Origin of the sequence: Nonomuraea sp. ZG12 (assembly GCF_052068115.1) — a bacterium.
In the GTDB taxonomy this organism is placed as follows: domain Bacteria; phylum Actinomycetota; class Actinomycetes; order Streptosporangiales; family Streptosporangiaceae; genus Nonomuraea.
On the sequence record NZ_JBQHCW010000033.1, the window covers coordinates 22,935 to 40,131 of the forward strand.

The following is a 17,197-nucleotide window of genomic DNA, read 5'->3' on the forward strand; positions in this document are numbered from 1 at the left end:
TCGACATGGATGCCATCATGGGGTCGGGGGATGAACCCCATTCACCTTGAACGATGCCCCTCACCGGGAGGGCACAGATGCGGTGTCCGTAACACCGGAAGTCCCACTTCGGTATGAGGACCTCCCCTTCGGCATCGAGATTCCGGCAGGCCACACCCTCTTTACCGAGACATCACCATCGGCTGGCGGGGCCTGCGGCGGCCGGGAAGCATCCAAGCAATGCCGTGATCACCCGTGACGCTCGCTTTTGATTTCGGCAAACCAGTGGAGCCGGTTGTCTCAAGTGGCGCGTCGTGGCGCGACCAGGTTCGCCGAGCCGCCGCATTCTTGAAGCCCGTATCGGGCGAGCTCAAGAAAGCGGTGGACCATGGCGACCACGCCTTCCCCGACCCTGATCTTCTACATCGCGAGCCCGGAACAGCAGTACGTGCTCGAGGTCCAGGGCACTCCTTCTCCCGGTGCCTCCGTCGTCGCCGGCCCGCAGAGCGCCGACGCGCAGAACGAGCTGTGGTGCGTGCCCGGCGATGGCCACATCATCAGCCGGCTGGACGCTTCACTGGTGCTCGCCCCTGCCGACGCGTCACAGGGTGCCGGGGTCGTCGTCCAGACCCTTGACGCCACCAATCAGCTCCAGCTCTGGAACGTGACCAGCGACGGCTACATCGTCAGCCGGCAGACCGGCTACGTGCTGACCGCCCCGGACACCTCCGGCGGGCAGGTCGTCGTCGAACAGCAGAGCGGCGACCCCGAGGCCGAGCAACTGTGGTCCCTCGACGTGGCGGGACCGATTTTCGGGCCTCCGCAGGTCTCCTACAGCACCGTCCTGAGCGAGGACTACGTCGGGAGTAACGAGGTTCTCGTGGACGCGGCCTCGGAGAACCAGGTCGCCATGTTCCGCAACCCGCAGACCGGCGCCGTCGAAGCGCTGGTCATCTCCAACGCCGACCAGCAGGACAACCAGCTATTTTATCTGCGGCAGGACGCCACCAGCACCACCGGCTGGAACCTGGATCCGGTCACGGACGGCTCGGGCAACGCCATCCTCGCGGTGGAGGTGATCACCGCCGTTGCCCCGTGGGGTGGCACCGTGGACGCCTACTACATCGGCACGGGCGGGCACTGCATGCACACGTGGCTCGAGGGGACCAGCTGGGTCGCCCCGCAGCACTACAACGTCGCCGACCGCTTGCTGAAGCGCCTGCAGGTCTCCTATCCATCCGGCATCTCCAACCCGCCCCCATCGATCTTCGCGGCGATGGACGACGACAATCTTTGCATCGTTCAGGCGCAGACGGGCGAGGGCTGGCCGTATTTCACCTACGACCTGAACGTCAACGACGCGATCAACCTGGTCCCCGGCAACAGCTACAACGGGATCATGTACTCGACCGAGTACTTCGGCATGCTGGTCGCCGCACCCTCGGGACAAGTGTCGTTCTTCGCCGGCAACCTGCCCACCCAGCAGGACTCCAGCCACATCTACGCGACTTCCACGGACAGCTGGATCACCCAGACTCTCGCCAGCTACACCAACGACGGATACAACACGTTCATCGGCACCGCCGACCAGCAACTCCTCTCCGTGACCGCGCAACATATGAACTGGAACCAGTGGGGCTTCATAGACACCGGCGGCCGCACGATCGAGAGCGGATCGGTCGCGACCAGAGAGTCCGATTCCAATGTGAATCTGTACATGGTCGACACCGATGCCAATCTCGGCGTGTTGCACCAGACCGGTGTGGACGGCAACGGGGTCATGCAGTGGGCTCCCTACCTCCCGCTGGACGTGAACATCGCCCGCGTCTACGCGGATCCGTACCCGTCGGACGTCCCGGCTCTGTTCGCCGTGGACGGGGCCCTGGGCGCGCTGCACATGCACTATCAGGACCCGGTCACCGGTAACTGGCTGGCGGCGCCGGTGAAACTGCCCCAGACGGACTCGTACGAGATCGACCGGTGGCGCACCGAGGTCAGCGTGTTCGACGCGAACGGCACTCCGCTCCCCGGTTACCCGGTGACGGTGAGCGCGAATTCGACCTGCGACCTCGCGGTCGGCACCCAGTTCTTCCTGGTGGGCAGCGACCAGCCGGCCATCTTCGCCACCGATGTGTGGGGCAAGCTGACGCTCGCCACGCTGGCCATCGACCTGGTGCCGCCGACGCTGAGCATCACCGTGCCGGGCATGGCCGACACGAGCGCCCCGGGCGCGGAGTCGCCCAACCCGATCTCCGTCAACTACGCCGGGCCCGTCCAGAGCTTCCTCGCGGGCAACGGTCCGCTGGCGAGCAATGGTTCTGCGGCCAGCGGATACGACTCGTTCACCGGCGACACGCTCCTCGCCGCCACCGTCAACGGTGGCCCACTGGCGCCTGGAGTACAGGGCGACAACCCCGTCGTGGCCCCTGACGCAGCCGTAAAGTACCTGCAGACGATCACCAAGATGCCCTCAGGCACCCAGCAGGACGGGTCGGGAGTGGCCGCCTTCATGTACAACTGCCTCGACCCGGATCCGGCCCGGCGGGGTTACCAGGAGTTCGCCGGCGTGGACGACCTGCACGCCGAGATGGCGCGGCTGAGGTCGGAGGGCGCCGTCGCCGAGGGCATCCTCGACGACATCTGGGACTGGGCCGGCGACGTGTGGCGCGGCATCACCACCGCGGCCACGAAGATAGCCCAGGTCGCCGTGGATCTCGAGCAAGGCGTGGTCCACCTCTGGTTCGAGATCAAAGGTGTGGCGGTGCAGGTGGCCGATTGGGTGGTGCACACCGCCGAGGACGCCTGGCATGCCGTGGTGAGTGTCTTCAACTGGATCGAGACCAAGATCGAAGACCTCATCGACTGGCTGAAGGCGCTGTTCAAGTTCAGCGATATCCTGGACACCGCCACCTACTTCGAGAGCCTGCTGGGGCAGGTGCCCGCTTACTTCGAGGGGTTCCTGACCCAACTCGGTCCCAAGCTGGACAACAATTTCTTCAGCTCGCAGAGCGAGGCGATCATCGGCGCGTTCGAGGCCCTGGAGGGCAAGTTCGCCTCCAAACAGATCGGCGGCCTGCAGGATTTCCAGACCATCGGCCAGAGCCCCGGCTCGGGCCCCATCACCGGCACCACGGTGAGCCCGGCGGACTGCGCCACCAACGTCCATCACAACTGGCTGACAAATCAGGTGAGCAGCAGTCTGCAGGCGGGCTCCAGCTCTGCCGCGGTCTCGCTCCAGTTCGGTTCAGCCGCGGACATCGGCCTGCCCACCTGGCAGGACCTCAATCTGCAGGAGCCGTGGGACGCGTTCAAGAAGGCTCTCGAGCCTGTCGAAGACGACATCAAGCAAGCATTCCAAGATCTTGCGAACACCGTCTCGGCCCTGTTCCAGGGCGATCCGAAGAACTTCGCGAACATCGCGATCACCGATATCCTCGACGCCGTCAAGGAGGCCCTGCTGGCCCTGCTGGGCACGTTCGACGCACTGATCGAGTTCGTGATCGCCCTGGCCTTGGCCTTCGTCCGCGGGCTGACCCAGGTATTCAACGCGAATCTGAGTCTCGGGCTCATCAACACCGTCTACCAGTGGCTGGCAGGGAAGGACGCGCCCCCACTCACCATGGCTTCTTTCTGCAGCTTGGTGGCCGCTTTCCCCGCGACGCTCATCTACAAGCTCATGAATTCCAACCAGCCGCCCTTCCCCGGCGGCCAGCTGCCTGACGCGAGTACGACAGGGCGGGAACACGCCGGGGCCTCGGAGATCAGCACGGGAGGGACCTGCCTGCTTGTCGGTGGCCTGGTCACCGTGATCGTCGGCATCTTCCAGGCCGCGCAGGACTGTATCCGAGCCAACCCCGACGACGAGGCGGGCGAGAAGAGGGTGCCGTTGCTGGACGCCCTCTACGGTGGCGGCTACCTGATCGGTACCCTGCTGAGCTGGCCCAACGAGAGCGGTGTCCCCTTCTCCAAGCTGTCCCCCGATTCGCAGACCGACGATCTGGCCACCTCCGCATGGGCTCTCTGGCTGGCCGTCGGCGCCACCGCCGTCGGGTACGCCATGAGGCCGAAGCTCGAAACGGTGGAGAACGAGGCCCTGGAGATCGGTTTCACTGCGGCGTACACCGCGTGGGGCATCAGCATCTTGACCTTGGAGTGCTGGCAGCTCATCGTGTCCGACCCCGAGCCGGAGTGGTACGTGGGCGCGGCCGATGTGCTGCTGCCGCTCCCGCTCGTCTTCTCACCCTTCGTGCCGCTGTGCTCCATGGGCGACCAGGAGTGGGCGGGCGGCGCGAAGATGCTCATCGACTTCTTCGGCAACCTCATCGGCGGCGCTTGCGTCATGGTCGAAGGTGAACACGCCTCCGGGTCGTAGTGACGTCTCAGCTCCAGATCGACACGTGCACGGGCGGGCGGAAGCGGCTGCGCGGGACGCCGTCGTCCGGGGAGCGCATGACCTGGGTGGCGGCGGGCGTGGTGAGGAAGCCGGCCGGTCCCGGACGAATTGCGGGATCTGGTGGTCCGGCTGACCCGGGAGAATCCGCGACCTGTTTCGTCGCCAACACCAAGCAAGGCCAGCTCGCCGATCGGGAGCTGCGGCAGCGCCGCCGCGCCCGCGCCGAGGACCGCATCGGCTTTGCTCGATGCCGCCCACTGGTAACTGGGCGGCCGGATCGTGCTCTGTGGGACAACTGGAACACCCACATCAGCGCGCGGATGCGGGAGCTGGACGAGCGCCTTTCACGCACCGGTCCGGATTTCATCAAGCTGGGCGAGCGCCCGAGCGGCTTCGTCTCGAAGTTCTGCGACACAGGCAAGTTTGATCTCCTCGTAGCCGCGGATTCGCTCTGGCAACTCGGCGATGCCGAGCACCTGCTTGGCCGTATCGGAGGTGAGATGCGCGAAGGCGTTCGTCATCAAGAGCTGGTACTCCGCAATGAGCTCCCTCTCCACTCGGCGGACTCGCGCGAAGCCGAAGACATCGAGCGGGGTCCCGCGAAGTCTCCTGGCCGCCCGCAGCACCGTGAAGAGCGGTCTTGCCGTACGGCGAAGCCTGATCTTGCGCTTCATACCGAGTGCGCGCAGCACAGGGGGATGCAGCAGGACGGCGACCTTGGCGCCTGGCCCGTGCTCAGCCACCACGCGAGCCTGCTCCACGGGGTCCAGGTGGAGGCGGGCGACTTCATACTCGTCCTTGTACGCCATGAGCTGGTGCAAGCTCCTGGCATACGCCGTCACGATCTCCTTGCCGGTCTCCTGGTCGACCTTGCCATCGACGGCGGCCTCTGCCTGCGCCGCGTTCGTTAAGTCACCACGAAACAGTTCTTAGAGAGGCCAATGACGTCAGAAGAACCCAGGGGTCGTTGCATAGCAGCCCCTGGGCGATATAGTTTTGCTATTCCGGAAATGCGGAACTACGGAGCCAGGATGCCCATGGGACTGCTCGAAGACCGGATCACGGAGCTTGAGCGCCGGGTCGCCCTCCTGGAGGAGGCGCCCGCCGACCGGTCACCGCCCGCGGACGCCCCGCCGCGCCCCATCGCCGACGTGCCGCTCGACCTGCTCGATCTGATCCGGTCCAGGGCCGGAGGGGAGGCCCGCCCAGGCACGGTCATGTATGGCGGCGCGGTGACCTTCGAGGACCGCGACTACATGTGGGCGATGGAGCACGCGGCCGGCGAGGTGGCGGACGCGCACTGGGCCAGGGCCGCGGCCCTGCTCGAACGCCTCGGCAGCGGGCCGCGTCTAGCCCTGCTCGCCGCCCTCCTCAAGGAGCCGCGGACGCGCAGGGAGCTTCAGGAGGCGCTCGGTGAGACGTCGACCGGGCACCTGTACCACCACCTCAAGGACCTGCAGAGCGCGGGCCTGCTCATCCAGCCGCGGCGCGGCGAGTACGCGATCGCGCCCCATGCCGTCGTGCCGCTGATGACGATCGTCGCCGTCGCCATGGATCTCGGCACCGCCGAGTCACCCCAGGAGGAACCCGAATGAGAAGCGCTCTGGGTGGATTACTGGACGCCCCTTCACGGCCGGCGTGGCGGGCCTGGTCGAAGGGCGATGTAGAGGGCTGCGAGCGCCACGCCGAGACCCTTTCCGGCCCTTCCCGGGATCACCTGCTCTTCCTGTGCCACTCCGTGAAGCAGTCCTACGAGAGGGCGTTGTCCCACTACGCCGCGCTCGCCACGGCCGGCCGCGCGCCCAGGGCGCTGGACGAGCCGGTCGTCGAGGCCTGGATGCACTTGGGCCGCCCCGATCGGGCCGTCGAGCACCTACGGCGACGCCGTGACGCCCGGCCGCGGGCCGTCGAGCAGGCGCTGCGCGTGCTCGACCCGAGGCTGACCCGCCCGCTGGGGGTGCGGCTCGACGGTGCCGCCGTGCTTCCGTTCGCCGACCACGAGCTCGCGCCGTACCTTCCGGCCGTGGCGGCGACCATCGACGGCGTTGACATACTGGCGCATCTCGACACCGGCGGCACGTTTGTCGTCATGGGACCACGACGCGCCGCGGAGGCAGGCGTGGTGACCACCCCGGGCGGCACCGGCTCTCACGGGCTGCAGCGCGCCCAGCTACGTCACGGCACCATCGCCGAGCTGCGCTTGGGCGCCGCATCGCTGACTAACGTGCCGGTCAAGGTGCTTTCCACCCTCGTCGGCCCCCAGGACCTGGTGATCATCGGCACCAACGTCCTGGAACAGTTCCTGTCCACCGTCGACCACCCCCGCAACCGCCTCATCCTCTCGCCGAGACGCCACCCCGACGCCGCCACCGAGCACTCCAGCCTCCTCGCGGACAGCCCCGTGGTGGCGGAGTTCGGCTTCTACCTCTGGGCGGATCACTTCATGTTCGCGCGCGGCGGCTTCGGCCCACGCGACGACCTCACCTTCTTCATCGACTCGGGCCTGGTCTACGTGGACGACGCCGTGGAGCCGCCACGTCAGGCCTGCCTGCTGACCACGCCCCGCCACTACCGCGCCTGGGGCGTCCCCCGCCACCTGACCGGCCGCCCGCACTTCGACAGCCCCGAGCCGGTGTCACTCGGCCCGCTCACCCGGCGGGACCCGCTCGTGGCCGTCGCGAGGTCCCGGACGACGCCGTGGCAGTCCTTCGGCGGCGTACGCGTCGACGGCCTGCTGTCGCACGGCTTCCTCAAAGCGTACGCATGGACGCTGGACTTCGACAGGGGACGGTACGTGTTCCGATCGGCGCCCGGCTCGGGCGAACAGTGCGATTGACACTCGCCAACGGGTCGTTTGCGCTCATGGGATGCCAACTTCGGGTGGTTCAAGGTTCACCCGGAACATCCGGATCACGATCGAGCCGGAATTGACGCCGCGATCGGATGAGCTTGTGATGGCTCACATTGTTTGATATCCGACCGATATCGGCCATGAGGTGCTGCTGCATCGGGCATTTGATTTAACGGAATTAACAACCCAAGGGCCATATACCGTGGTGTAACTGCCGCTGCTGTCCTGGCAGAAGAGCACGACCCGTGTCTGAGTCACTCCGGCACCGCTGCACAGCGCCCAGCCAGTGCCGCCGATAGTGCCGATCTGCGCGTTAGTGCTGCAGGTCGCTGCCTGGGCGAGAGCGGTCGGTGACATTAGGGTTGTCGCGGCGGCGATCGCGGCCACCGCGGCCGCCGAAACGCCGAACTTCTTGATACGGCCCATTAGTTACCTCCTTCGGTGTCGATGTTTACTGCTTGATGGTAGTCACAGCCTTGGTGGAGATCCATAGGGGAAGGTATGCGATTTTAGTGAGCGGTTTATGGGCCGGCCGCAGGGCCGCAGATTGTAGTCCGGAATAGAGAAACAGTCTGTCTGTTTGAGAAGCTCAATCGGGCGTAGCCCTTCCTCAGTGGCTGGAGCGATCAAGCCGAGAGGGAGTATCCGTTCTGGTAGTCCCGTTCGTGTTGCCGGGCGCGGTGGAAACGCCAGTATTCGTCGAGATCACCGTTGGCGATCAGGGCGCGGAGTTTCAGGACGGCTTCGGCTTCGGCTCCGGCCAGGCCCCCAGCGTGCCCCTGCCAGGTCGAATCTGTCGGCGATCAGACGGCGGCAGGCGCCTTCGATCACGCCGGTCACGATCGGCCATCCCGCCTCCAGCGCCTGGTCGTAGCCCATCGAGCTGGTGGCGGGCTCCGTCGACGAGCACGACCCAGGGACGGACATGGCCGGGATCACGGGCTTCGGCGTGGTCGAAGACCTTGGCGATCATCGCTGCTGGGCCGGTGATGACCGAGCCGTACAGCCACTTGCGTATCGCGGACGGTCTGGCGCGCGGCAGGCGCTGCCCGGCCCGGCCCCCGGGGACGGCGATCACATCGTGCGGCCGGCGGGGCGCCGGCTCGGCGTCGTAGACCACCCCGAGGGTCGCCATCCGCATGCGGGCCGGTTTCCCACCCGCCGCCAGCCGGGTCCGGAAGGTGGCGCTCTTGCTGGAGCGCCTCAAGAGTGACCCTGAAAGCGAAGGGTTGATCACGGCCCGGCGGGACTGACCGCGACGAGGCTCGGCACGATGCTGCGCGAGTACGGCATCCGCGCGCTTGGCGACTGGTCGGCGAGCACAACCCATGGGCGCGCTAATTCCTCGTGCAGGCCGATCGAGACGGTGAAGCGTTAGGCGGAACGGCCCCCTCTTCCATGGACATCATTCTTGACCCTCGGACAGATGCCGAGTAACTTCGGCTGGCGGTGCGGGGGGCGATGTGGCGTCGCGACGGATGAACAGGCAGAGCCGGAATCGGCCGTCCGGGTGGTGGCGCGCCTCGAGGTCACGGCGGACCTGACGGAGTGGCCAGGTCGGTGACATCGCCGATGGCGCTGGTGGCCGCCAGCGCGGTGGCGAACAGGATGAGCTGGTTGAGCACCTTGAGGAAGAGCAGCATCGCCACCGCTCCGGTGACGACCTGGTAGGCGGGGTTGGCGGCGGTGAGGTTGAGCAGGGCTTGGCCGAGGGTCTTGAGGATCTCCAGGCCGATCGTGATGACGAGCGCCGGGCCGATCACCCGGCGTAGCGGTACATGCAGCCGGGGTGGCGCGGTAAGCAGCGCCATGGCCAGCAAGGTGTTGACCCCGATTCCCAACACGAACGCCGCCACCGGCAGCACCCACCGGGCGGGGGTGGCGTCCACACCCACGGTGTTCACCGCAAGCCAGGTCAGCACCCACTCAGCGGCGAAGGCGACGGTGAGCGACAGGGACAGCAGCACCCCGAGCCCGACCACCACACCGAGGTCAATGATCTGGCGCAGGAAGAAGTTGCCCGGATACTCCTCGAGCCGCCAGATCGCCCTGGTCGCCGAGCGCAGCGTGTCCATCCAGAACAGGCCCGTCAGCGGCAGCACCACGCAGGCCACCAGCCCGGCCGTTCCGCCGGCATTGCGAAGCGCTTGGACGTCCAGACGCGGGAAGGTGTCGCTCAGGTAGCGCTGCACCTCGGCCAACGCCGCCGGATGGTCCAGAACGCGGCCGAGGATGGCGAACCCCAGCAGTACCAGGGCGAAGGTGGCGAAGAAGGCATAGTAGGTGAGAGCGGCCGACAGCCGGCCGGCGTCGGCCTTGTCATAGCGGATCAGGGCGCGCACCGTGTGATCCAACCAGCCGTGCCGGCTCCTCGCCCGCTTCCAGCCTGTCGCCATCCGGCCGGCCCAGCGCCGGGCGGCACTCATGGCTGGAGCTGGTGCGTCGGCGGGATGCGGCCGTGCTCGCGCGCTGCGGTCGCTTCACAGAAGATGGCTCACCGTGCCGTCGTGAGAAAGCTGGTAGGGCTGATTGCCCCTACTCTGACGCAAATATTACATCTCCGAAATTTCCCCTGGCTCGAAGCCTGAAAGCGTGCCTATTCCCGACCGGTGGGGAAGTACCCGTGCATGGATCGGCCTCAGGAGCCCCTGTCGCGGTTGGTGCCTCCGACCTTGGCGAGGATGGCCGCGTGGTGCGCGTGTCTGATCGTCATCGGCATCGTGGCCAACTATGTGTTCGGCTTCGTGGCGACGATGCGCTTCGTCGCCCTCCCGGTGGCGGTCGCCCTGCTGCTGACCGCGCTGTTGTTCCCGCTCACCCGGCACCTGCGCGCGTCGGGCCTGAGGGCGATCTACGCCACCTGGGTCACCATGCTCGTCGCCTTCGCCGTGTTGAGCGGGACGGGCTGGATCATCGGCGTGCGGGCCAATGAGGAGTTCCCCGGCCTCGTGACACAGGTCAGGCAGACGGCCAAGACGGTGGAGGGCTGGCTCTACACCGGCCCTCTGCACCTGGAGCCCATCCAGCTCAGCGGCTGGGTGGACGAGATCGCCAAGCTGATCACCGAACGGCAACAGCAGATCACCTCGACGGTTCTCGCGGGCACCGTGGTGGTGATTGAGGCGCTGGCCTCGATCGTGCTCCTGCTGTTCGTGACGTTCTTCCTGCTCAAGGATGGTGACCGGATCTGGTCCTGGTTCCTCAAGGGGTTCGGCCGGATGGCGCCGCGGGTCGACCGGGCCGGACGGACCGCCTGGGCCACGCTGTCGCACTACGCGCTGGGCACGGTGGCCGTGGCGGCGGTGCACGGCGTGCTCATGGGTCTGGTGCTGGCCATCATGGGCGTCCCGCTCTGGGCGGCGCTCGCCGTACTGATCTTCCTGGCCAGCTTCATCCCGATCGTCGGGATCCTCTTCGCCGGTGCGGTCGCGACGCTGGTCACGCTCGGCGCGAAGGGCCCGATCTACGCGCTGATCTTCATCGGCATCCTGGTGGTGGAGCAGCAGTTGGAGAACCATGTGCTCCAGCCGCTGATCGTCGGCCGGGTGCTGCACTTCCATCCGCTGGCGATCATCATTGTGCTGGCCGTCGGCGGCATTCTGGCCGGGATCGCGGGCGCGGTCGTGGCGGTGCCGATCACGGCCATCCTCTACCGGGGCGTGCCCGAGCTTTTCAAGGACGATCCGATCCCCCTCCCGGCAGGACCGCCCCCAGAACCACCGGCGCAGGCCGTATCTCCTGGGAAGAAACCCGAGCAGAAGGACTGACGGGCTCGGAGACGGGCGCAGGCGCGCTCGCGGCGGGCGCCGGTGGTGCCCAGGCCGTGGGAGCGGGCTGCGACCGATGCCGCGCTGGCCGGGGAGATCAAGCGGATCCTGTCCGCTCGGAAACTCGGTTTCGTTCTGTGAGCTGGGATTTCGCTGCATGATCAGGGCGGCGGCTGCGACCATCATGAGGTGGTGTTGTCGCTTGTCCACCGGTTGGTGAGGGGCTTGTTCAGCCGAATGGCGCGGGAGAATTCGACATGGGGACATCGGAGAATCCAAGGCGAATCGGCCCGGCTGGGCTACAACATTGCAGCCTCCACGGTACGGGCGATCCTGCACTGCGCCTGCCGACAATCGCATTCGCCCAGGTCATGGCCATGGGCGGCTTAACGTGGTGTGCGCGAGCTTCAGATGGCAGGGGAAAACACCTGGGGGCATGATGACGGGCCGTACTTCTTCGCCTGGCCTATCTCGCTGTTACGAACGCCTTCGCCGTGCTGCGGTTGCATCCCGCTGCCGCTGGTGCCCGAGACCGCCTGGGTCGTCGACGAGGCCGTGCGCCGCTACATCCTGTTCTTCCTCACCAAGGGCCAGGAGACGAAGATCGAGATCCCGACGACCAACCGTCCGGGCACATGACCCGATCCAACGGTCGGAGGCGGGGCTGCCCTGACGGTGTTCACCTGGTGGCCTCGATCAGCGTCGCCAGTACGGCGGCGACGGCGGGCGGGTCGGGTGGTTCGCCGTAGGTGACGGCGTGGATCCGGCGGCGGAAGCCGGTCAGCTCGGTGGCGTGGATGTCGGGCCGGCGGTGGGCCTGGAGCGCGAGGCCGGGCAGGGTGGTGACGCCCCTGCCGGCGGCGACGAGGGCCTGGACGACGACCATGTCGTCGCTGAGTGAGGCGATGCGGGGGGTGAAGCCTGCTTGCCGGCACACGGCGATCAGTTCGTCCTGGCAGCGGCGGCAGCCGCCGATCCAGGCGGACTGGCGGTGGCCGGCGAGGTCGTCGCCGGGTTGCCGGCTGATGAGGTAGATGGGGTCGTCGCCGAGGTGGACGAGGCGGAAGTTCTCCTCGTTCTCGAGTGGCGCGTCGGCGTGCTGGAAGACGAGTGCGATGTCGATCTCGCCTTGGCGGAGCATTTCGAGCGCCTCCACGGGGTGGCGGTCGATGAGGATCAGTTCGAGTCCGGGATGTGCCCGGTCCAGGAAGGCGGCCGCCTTGGGCACGATCGTGCTGAGCGCCGACGCGTTGGCGGCCAGGCGGACCCGTCCGGCCTGCAGGCCTACCTGTGCGGCGAGTTCGTTGGTGGCGGCGTCGACCCGTCCGATGATCTCGCCGGCGCGGAGGGCCAGCAGCCGTCCTTCGGGGGTGAGCCGGATGCCGCGGCCGACGTGCTGGATGAGCTTGGCGCCCGTGGCTGCTTCGAGGCGGGCCAGGTGGTGGCTGACCGACGATTGCGAGTAGTGCAGCTCTTTGGCCGCTTCGGTCACGGAGCCGTGTCGCGCCACCGCGGCCAGGACCTTGAGGTGGGTCAGGCTGAGCATTCATCGAGGATATCGATGATTTTATCGAAACATCAGCATTAGACGTCATGGATCGTGGGGTTCATGCTGGTGTCGACCAGAAAGACCCGCCCGAGAAGGAGCGCTCTGATGTCGGCATTACGCGTGCACAATCTCTCGATCTCGCTCGACGGCTTCGCCACCGGTGAGGGCCAGGCCGCCGACGCTCCGTTCGGGCACGCCGGTGAGCGCCTGCACGAGTGGATGTTCGCCACCCGGTACTGGCACGAGATGGGCGGCCGCAGGGAGGGCGGCAGCGGCGCCGACCACGCGTTCGCCGCGATGCACGGCCGGGGCATCGGCGCCGAGATCATGGGCGCGGGCAAGTTCGGCCCGCCCGGCTGGCAGGACGACCCCGGCTACAAGGGCGCGTGGGGCCCCAATCCGCCGTTCCATTCGCCGGTCTTCGTGCTCACCCACCGGCCGCGGCCCTCGGTCGAGATGGACGGCGGCACCACGTTTCACTTCCTGAGCGCCTCGCCCACCGAGGCGCTCAGGGAGGCCCGGGAGGCGGCCGGCGGTCTGGACGTGCGCCTGGGCGGCGGTCCTTCGGTGGTCCGTGACTTCCTGGCCGCAGGGCTGGTGGACCATATGCATGTGGTGCAGGTTCCGCTCCTGCTCGGCCGCGGTGTCCGGCTCTGGGACGGGCTTGAGGCGCTGGAGGAGTCGTACAGCATCGAGGCGGTCTCGACGCCGTCCGGCGTCACGCATCTGACGTTCACGGCCAGGAACCGATGACCCCCTCGGCGATCGAGCCGGAGGCGGCGGACATGGAGAGCTTCATCTGGGACGTGACGTCGCTGGTCGGCACCATCGACGACCAGTATGAGCTCACCAGGCGGGTGGCGGCCCGGTTGTCCGCCCTGCTGGCGAGCGGCTGCCGGCTCCCTCCGGAGGTCACGCGGCCGTCGGACGAGCGTCACGTCACGTACCCGCTCCACATCGCCCCCGACGGGAGCTGGTCACTGGCGTCCGTCGTCTGGAACGTGGGCCAGCGCACCCCCGTGCACGGGCATGAGACGTGGGGGGTCGTCGGCATCTACGCGGGGGCCGAACGCGAGATCCGTTACCTCAAGCCCGCGGCGTCCGGGCCGTGCCGGGCGCTGACGCCCGCGGGTGAGCAGGTGTGGGAACGCGGGCAGGTCACGGTCTGCTGCACGACCGACGACGACGTCCACGCCGTCGCGGCCGTCGGCGACGAGCCCACCGTCGGGATCCACGTCTACGGGGGCGACATCGGCGTCATCCGCCGGCGGCTGTACGACCCGGCCACGGGGGCGGTCCGCTGGTTCGTCTCCGGCTGGGACAGCCCGTCCGGCGCATGACCGGAGTCCCGCGGGCCTGCTGTCGTCGAGGCCTCCTGACGTGCGTACGTCGAAACGCGTACGCCGGTACGGTCTTCAGGCGGACGACGGGGGACAGGTCGCGCCCGGCGCGGCCTGGCTGAACCTTCTGCACACGGCGCTCGCTGGTCACCACGTGTTCAGGTGTAGAGAACGTCCATGCCTGCCGCCAATGTTCAGCGAGTCCTGATTGCATCAGGACTCGCTGAAGGCCTCTCTCGCCCACAGCCCCATGGGTGCGGGTTCGCAGGGCAGCGGTGAGATCTCGGTGTGTCGGTCGGGCTTGCAGCTGGCGAACGGTCCGGAGTCCTTGGACAACAGGACGGCCAGGTGCGGGTCATCGGGCGCGCATCGACGAAGCCCAGAAACGGGGCGAGTGTGACCAGCGGCCGAGAGTCGCCGGAACCGGTGCGGCCCACCCGCACCCGAGAGTGATCGTGGGAGCCCGAGAGAGGGGCACTGGCGAGGGCGAGATCAAGAAAGGCGGCCCAGGGTCACGGGCGCCCGGGCCACTTGAGGGAGCAGACATTGACGGTGCGGGTCGAGAACTTCGGGATCTGGATGAGCCTGGATCTCGGTGCGATCCGTCCGTTCGCGAGGCGCTTCACCCGGTAGGCGCCGGGCCGGCCCCGGAAGTAGTGCGTGCCGTTTTCGTCGCGCGCGCTGCCCGCGACGCCCGGACCCACGACCGTGACCGACACGCCCCCCACGTGGGCACACCTGAAGACCAGCTTGAGGAGTCCGTACGGCGGTGTCGCCGCGGCCGAGGGGGGTGCGAAGCCGACGGTGGCCACGGCGAGGCTCATCGCGAGCGCGCCTGCAAGGGCAGAACGCCGGACAATGCTGAGCATGATGATCCTTTCCTGGAGAACTCGGCCACTCTAGCCTCGTCTCCCATACGCGCAGCGTGGTTCGGACAAATGGTGAAGCGTTTGCGGGGGTTTCTCGCAGTGTGCGGCGGACGAAGCGCTATAGATATGGCCGAAATGCCCCGGCACTCGGGCCTGGCTTCCTTCCGTGGCCACGCCGGTTCCCGTGGTGGACGTGGCTCGGCCTCAGGGTTCGCGGGCGCAGAGGTACGCGTCGAGGTCGGCGGCGCCCTTGAGCATGCCGCGGGCCCCGGACGGACTGGCGGGCCCGCCAGTCGCGCAGGGTCGCCTCCAGCGGAGCGGATCTGAACGATCAGCGGGGCGATCTGCTGCCGCGCGGCAGCAGGGCCGGGGCTTCGTCGGGGATCGCGGGTGCTTTCCTGTTTTCTCGCGGTTCTTAAGCTGGTCTTTCGGTGCTGGAAATGGGTGGGAACGAGGGGGTCCCGGTAGTAATGGCCGCGAGTCCAACGGTGTTGCTGTTGACCTGTGGAGACTCCTTGGGAAAACGATCAGGTGAACGGCAGGCCAGGCTCGATCCGTGCAGGTCAGGCCCATATCCGTTGGATTTTCCGCGATTGCTACCGGGGCCCCAGCTGGTCGAGGAACTGGGGGCGCAGACCAAGTACCGGCGAAGGGGCAGTCTCCCTGGTCGCGGCAGAGGTGTCGGAGATGAACACCTTCCCACCGTCGATGACAACAGTGTCCGGCACGGTCACCGGTTTCGCGGCGGCCTGTTCCATCCGCGCATCGATGTCGAGCAGCTGCCGGTGCGGCATCCGCGAGGCCGCCATCCGCACTACGACGCGCCGGAGCTGGGGCCGTGGCGGCGGCAGCACTCCGGCCATGGGGCCAAGCGCGGGCTCTGGGAGGTGCACTACGACCCCTACGACCTCTCCCGCGTCTTCGGTCCGTACCACCGGAGGCTGGATCACCGCGCCCTGGGTGCACCTGCCGCTGGTGAACGCCCCCTTCGCGGACTTCACATGGGACACGCCCGGCGCCTTGCCGCCGCGGCCGGTCTCCGCCGGGACCGCCGACCGCGAACTCGACGCCGGCGGGGTTTGCATATGCCGTAGCGGCATGTGGTCCAGTGAACGGTGAGCACGACGTTGAGAGGTTTCCTTCATGCACCTGCCTGCGATTCCCCGCTGGGTCAAGATCGGCGACGCTGCCGCATTCACCGGGACCACCCCCCGAGCCATCCGCCACTACCACGCCATCGGGCTGCTTGCCGAACCGGAGCGGGGCGCCGACAACCGCCGCCGCTACGGCTACGACGACATGATCCGCCTGCTGTGGATCCGCAAAATGGCGGACGCCGGTATCCCCTTGGACGACATCCGCACCGCCTTCGCGGGTGCCATCGACATCGAGCAGTCGCTCGCCCGGCTGGAGGAATCCCTCACCGCCAAGGCAGCCGCTATCGAACACCGGCGGACCGCCGTCCGCCGCCTGCGCGAGTCCGGCAACCCCCTTGGCCTGCTCTCCCCGTTGGTCACCGGCCGACTCCGCCACGTGCCGCCCGGGGCCCTGCGCCCTTCTGACCTCGATACCCTCCTGGTCACCGAGCGCGTCTTCGGCCCGCTCGGCGCTGCCGTCCAGGCAGACCGGTTCATCGTCCTGGCCACCCAGCCCGATCTGCGGGCCGAGGACGACCGCCTGGCGGAGGCCGAGGCAGCCCTGGACGACAGTGTCTCCCCCGACGACCCTCGCGTGGACACCCTCGCCATCCAGCGGTGCGCACACGAGACCGCGTTGGACTCCGCCATCGAGGACGCCGGACTGGAAGAAGCGTACGACGACCTCTTTGAGCAGTACGACGAGACTGCGGACGAGGACGAGAGCGAGACGACGATGAGCGCGTCGGAGGCCATCGGTAAGATGCCGTACGACTTCTCCCCGGCCCGCATCCGGTACGAAGAACGCGCCCTCGAACTGCTACACGCCCAGCAGCACGGCGACACGCCCCACAGACCAACTGATCAGCCCTCTACAGCCTCCACCGACAACGCCGACGACATCGGCTAATCATCCGACAACGGACCCGGGCTCTTCCGAACCGCGCCGGCCAGGGACCCGCGGGCCGACCTGGCGATGCTCCTGCGCACGCTGCCCGACCCCGTCCCGCCCGCACGACACGAAATTCCCCCGTCCTACATCAGCCGCCTGGCCACTCTGCACGGCCTGGACATCAACGGCCTGTGGTTGCAGGTCACCCAGCCCGCCTATCCCGGGGCCGGCCGCCGCATCGTCGTCCCCGAACGGCTCGCTTGGGGGCATCCTGAAGGAGTATCGGCATGCGGCTTGACCTGGCCGGATGATTAATCGGCACCCGCAGCGTCGATCTTGTTTGGCTGGTTGGGTGCTGGCTGGTCTGCTGCCGTCAATGGTTGGGCATGAGCGCCGGCCCCCGACCCTCGAATGCGCGTGG

General features: G+C 67.5%; 15 protein-coding genes and 1 pseudogene. 9 read left to right on the forward strand and 7 right to left on the reverse strand.

The annotated features are described in order from the left end of the window. Positions 1-367 precede the first annotated feature (367 nt). Entirely contained in the window at positions 368-4,351 is a 3,984-nt protein-coding gene (locus tag ACTMTF_RS44280; RefSeq protein ID WP_441116085.1) for an RICIN domain-containing protein, read from the forward strand. A gap of 365 nt (positions 4,352-4,716) precedes the next feature. Here the strand turns inward: ACTMTF_RS44280 and ACTMTF_RS44285 are convergent, their stop codons facing one another. Continuing rightward, positions 4,717-5,181 carry a DUF6537 domain-containing protein gene (locus tag ACTMTF_RS44285; RefSeq protein WP_441116086.1) on the reverse strand — a complete coding sequence of 155 codons (465 nt, stop codon included), beginning with the start codon at positions 5,179-5,181 and terminating at the stop codon, positions 4,717-4,719. A 228-nt stretch (positions 5,182-5,409) separates the two neighbouring features. Here ACTMTF_RS44285 and ACTMTF_RS44290 point away from each other — a divergent pair, with 228 nt between their 5' ends. After that, positions 5,410-5,967, forward strand: coding sequence for a helix-turn-helix domain-containing protein (locus ACTMTF_RS44290; RefSeq protein WP_441116087.1), 558 nt, complete (start codon positions 5,410-5,412; stop codon positions 5,965-5,967). A gap of 143 nt (positions 5,968-6,110) precedes the next feature. After that, entirely contained in the window at positions 6,111-7,208 is a 1,098-nt protein-coding gene (locus tag ACTMTF_RS44295; RefSeq protein ID WP_441116088.1) for a retropepsin-like aspartic protease, read from the forward strand. Between the two features lie 123 nt (positions 7,209-7,331). Here the strand turns inward: ACTMTF_RS44295 and ACTMTF_RS44300 are convergent, their stop codons facing one another. From ACTMTF_RS44300 to ACTMTF_RS44310, 3 genes and pseudogenes are all read right to left on the reverse strand, one after another. Further along, positions 7,332-7,649, reverse strand: a complete 318-nt coding sequence (locus ACTMTF_RS44300; protein WP_441116089.1) for a hypothetical protein — start codon at positions 7,647-7,649, stop codon at positions 7,332-7,334. Between the two features lie 200 nt (positions 7,650-7,849). After that, a pseudogene (locus tag ACTMTF_RS44305) lies at positions 7,850-8,096 on the reverse strand (ISKra4 family transposase); the annotation flags it as partial. A 656-nt stretch (positions 8,097-8,752) separates the two neighbouring features. Beyond that, positions 8,753-9,649 carry a YihY/virulence factor BrkB family protein gene (locus ACTMTF_RS44310; protein ID WP_441116090.1) on the reverse strand — a complete coding sequence of 299 codons (897 nt, stop codon included), beginning with the start codon at positions 9,647-9,649 and terminating at the stop codon, positions 8,753-8,755. 255 nt (positions 9,650-9,904) lie between these two features. Here ACTMTF_RS44310 and ACTMTF_RS44315 point away from each other — a divergent pair, with 255 nt between their 5' ends. Both ACTMTF_RS44315 and ACTMTF_RS44320 read left to right on the forward strand, forming a co-directional pair. Next, positions 9,905-10,990, forward strand: a complete 1,086-nt coding sequence (locus tag ACTMTF_RS44315) for an AI-2E family transporter (protein ID WP_441116091.1) — start codon at positions 9,905-9,907, stop codon at positions 10,988-10,990. A gap of 396 nt (positions 10,991-11,386) precedes the next feature. Then, positions 11,387-11,629, forward strand: coding sequence for a hypothetical protein (locus tag ACTMTF_RS44320; RefSeq protein ID WP_441116092.1), 243 nt, complete (start codon positions 11,387-11,389; stop codon positions 11,627-11,629). 40 nt (positions 11,630-11,669) lie between these two features. On the opposite strand, the gene ACTMTF_RS44325 is transcribed toward ACTMTF_RS44320, so the two are convergent. Further along, positions 11,670-12,536 carry a LysR family transcriptional regulator gene (locus tag ACTMTF_RS44325; protein WP_355041484.1) on the reverse strand — a complete coding sequence of 289 codons (867 nt, stop codon included), beginning with the start codon at positions 12,534-12,536 and terminating at the stop codon, positions 11,670-11,672. 108 nt (positions 12,537-12,644) lie between these two features. Here ACTMTF_RS44325 and ACTMTF_RS44330 point away from each other — a divergent pair, with 108 nt between their 5' ends. Both ACTMTF_RS44330 and ACTMTF_RS44335 read left to right on the forward strand, forming a co-directional pair. After that, entirely contained in the window at positions 12,645-13,292 is a 648-nt protein-coding gene (locus ACTMTF_RS44330; protein WP_441116093.1) for a dihydrofolate reductase family protein, read from the forward strand. Continuing rightward, the gene (locus ACTMTF_RS44335; RefSeq protein WP_441116094.1) at positions 13,289-13,879 is read left to right on the forward strand and encodes a hypothetical protein; all 591 of its coding nucleotides are present in this window, start codon (positions 13,289-13,291) and stop codon (positions 13,877-13,879) included. Before ACTMTF_RS44330 ends, ACTMTF_RS44335 begins: the two co-directional genes overlap by 4 nt. A gap of 512 nt (positions 13,880-14,391) precedes the next feature. Here ACTMTF_RS44335 and ACTMTF_RS44340 read toward each other — a convergent pair. Next, complete coding sequence (locus ACTMTF_RS44340) at positions 14,392-14,748, reverse strand: hypothetical protein (RefSeq protein WP_441116095.1); 357 nt, start codon at positions 14,746-14,748, stop codon at positions 14,392-14,394. A 596-nt stretch (positions 14,749-15,344) separates the two neighbouring features. Beyond that, on the reverse strand, positions 15,345-15,848 hold the full coding sequence (locus ACTMTF_RS44345; protein ID WP_441116096.1) for a hypothetical protein: 504 nt from the start codon (positions 15,846-15,848) through the stop codon (positions 15,345-15,347). A 43-nt stretch (positions 15,849-15,891) separates the two neighbouring features. Here ACTMTF_RS44345 and ACTMTF_RS44350 point away from each other — a divergent pair, with 43 nt between their 5' ends. Then, positions 15,892-16,794 (forward strand): MerR family transcriptional regulator, encoded by a 903-nt coding sequence (locus ACTMTF_RS44350; RefSeq protein ID WP_441116097.1) that lies wholly within the window; start codon positions 15,892-15,894, stop codon positions 16,792-16,794. A gap of 66 nt (positions 16,795-16,860) precedes the next feature. Beyond that, the gene (locus tag ACTMTF_RS44355; RefSeq protein ID WP_441116098.1) at positions 16,861-17,091 is read left to right on the forward strand and encodes a hypothetical protein; all 231 of its coding nucleotides are present in this window, start codon (positions 16,861-16,863) and stop codon (positions 17,089-17,091) included. The last annotated feature ends 106 nt before the right edge of the window (positions 17,092-17,197 follow it).

Coding starts and splice junctions, on each gene's coding strand:
- ACTMTF_RS44335 (WP_441116094.1), top strand. CDS start 13,289: ATGACCCCCTCGGCGATCGAGCCGGAGGCGGCGGACATGGAGAGCTTC.
- ACTMTF_RS44345 (WP_441116096.1), bottom strand. CDS start 15,848: ATGCCGCTACGGCATATGCAAACCCCGCCGGCGTCGAGTTCGCGGTCG.
- ACTMTF_RS44340 (WP_441116095.1), bottom strand. CDS start 14,748: ATGCTCAGCATTGTCCGGCGTTCTGCCCTTGCAGGCGCGCTCGCGATG.
- ACTMTF_RS44285 (WP_441116086.1), bottom strand. CDS start 5,181: ATGGCGTACAAGGACGAGTATGAAGTCGCCCGCCTCCACCTGGACCCC.
- ACTMTF_RS44330 (WP_441116093.1), top strand. CDS start 12,645: ATGTCGGCATTACGCGTGCACAATCTCTCGATCTCGCTCGACGGCTTC.
- ACTMTF_RS44280 (WP_441116085.1), top strand. CDS start 368: ATGGCGACCACGCCTTCCCCGACCCTGATCTTCTACATCGCGAGCCCG.
- ACTMTF_RS44310 (WP_441116090.1), bottom strand. CDS start 9,649: ATGAGTGCCGCCCGGCGCTGGGCCGGCCGGATGGCGACAGGCTGGAAG.
- ACTMTF_RS44325 (WP_355041484.1), bottom strand. CDS start 12,536: ATGCTCAGCCTGACCCACCTCAAGGTCCTGGCCGCGGTGGCGCGACAC.
- ACTMTF_RS44350 (WP_441116097.1), top strand. CDS start 15,892: ATGCACCTGCCTGCGATTCCCCGCTGGGTCAAGATCGGCGACGCTGCC.
- ACTMTF_RS44290 (WP_441116087.1), top strand. CDS start 5,410: ATGGGACTGCTCGAAGACCGGATCACGGAGCTTGAGCGCCGGGTCGCC.
- ACTMTF_RS44300 (WP_441116089.1), bottom strand. CDS start 7,649: ATGGGCCGTATCAAGAAGTTCGGCGTTTCGGCGGCCGCGGTGGCCGCG.
- ACTMTF_RS44315 (WP_441116091.1), top strand. CDS start 9,905: ATGGCCGCGTGGTGCGCGTGTCTGATCGTCATCGGCATCGTGGCCAAC.
- ACTMTF_RS44355 (WP_441116098.1), top strand. CDS start 16,861: ATGCTCCTGCGCACGCTGCCCGACCCCGTCCCGCCCGCACGACACGAA.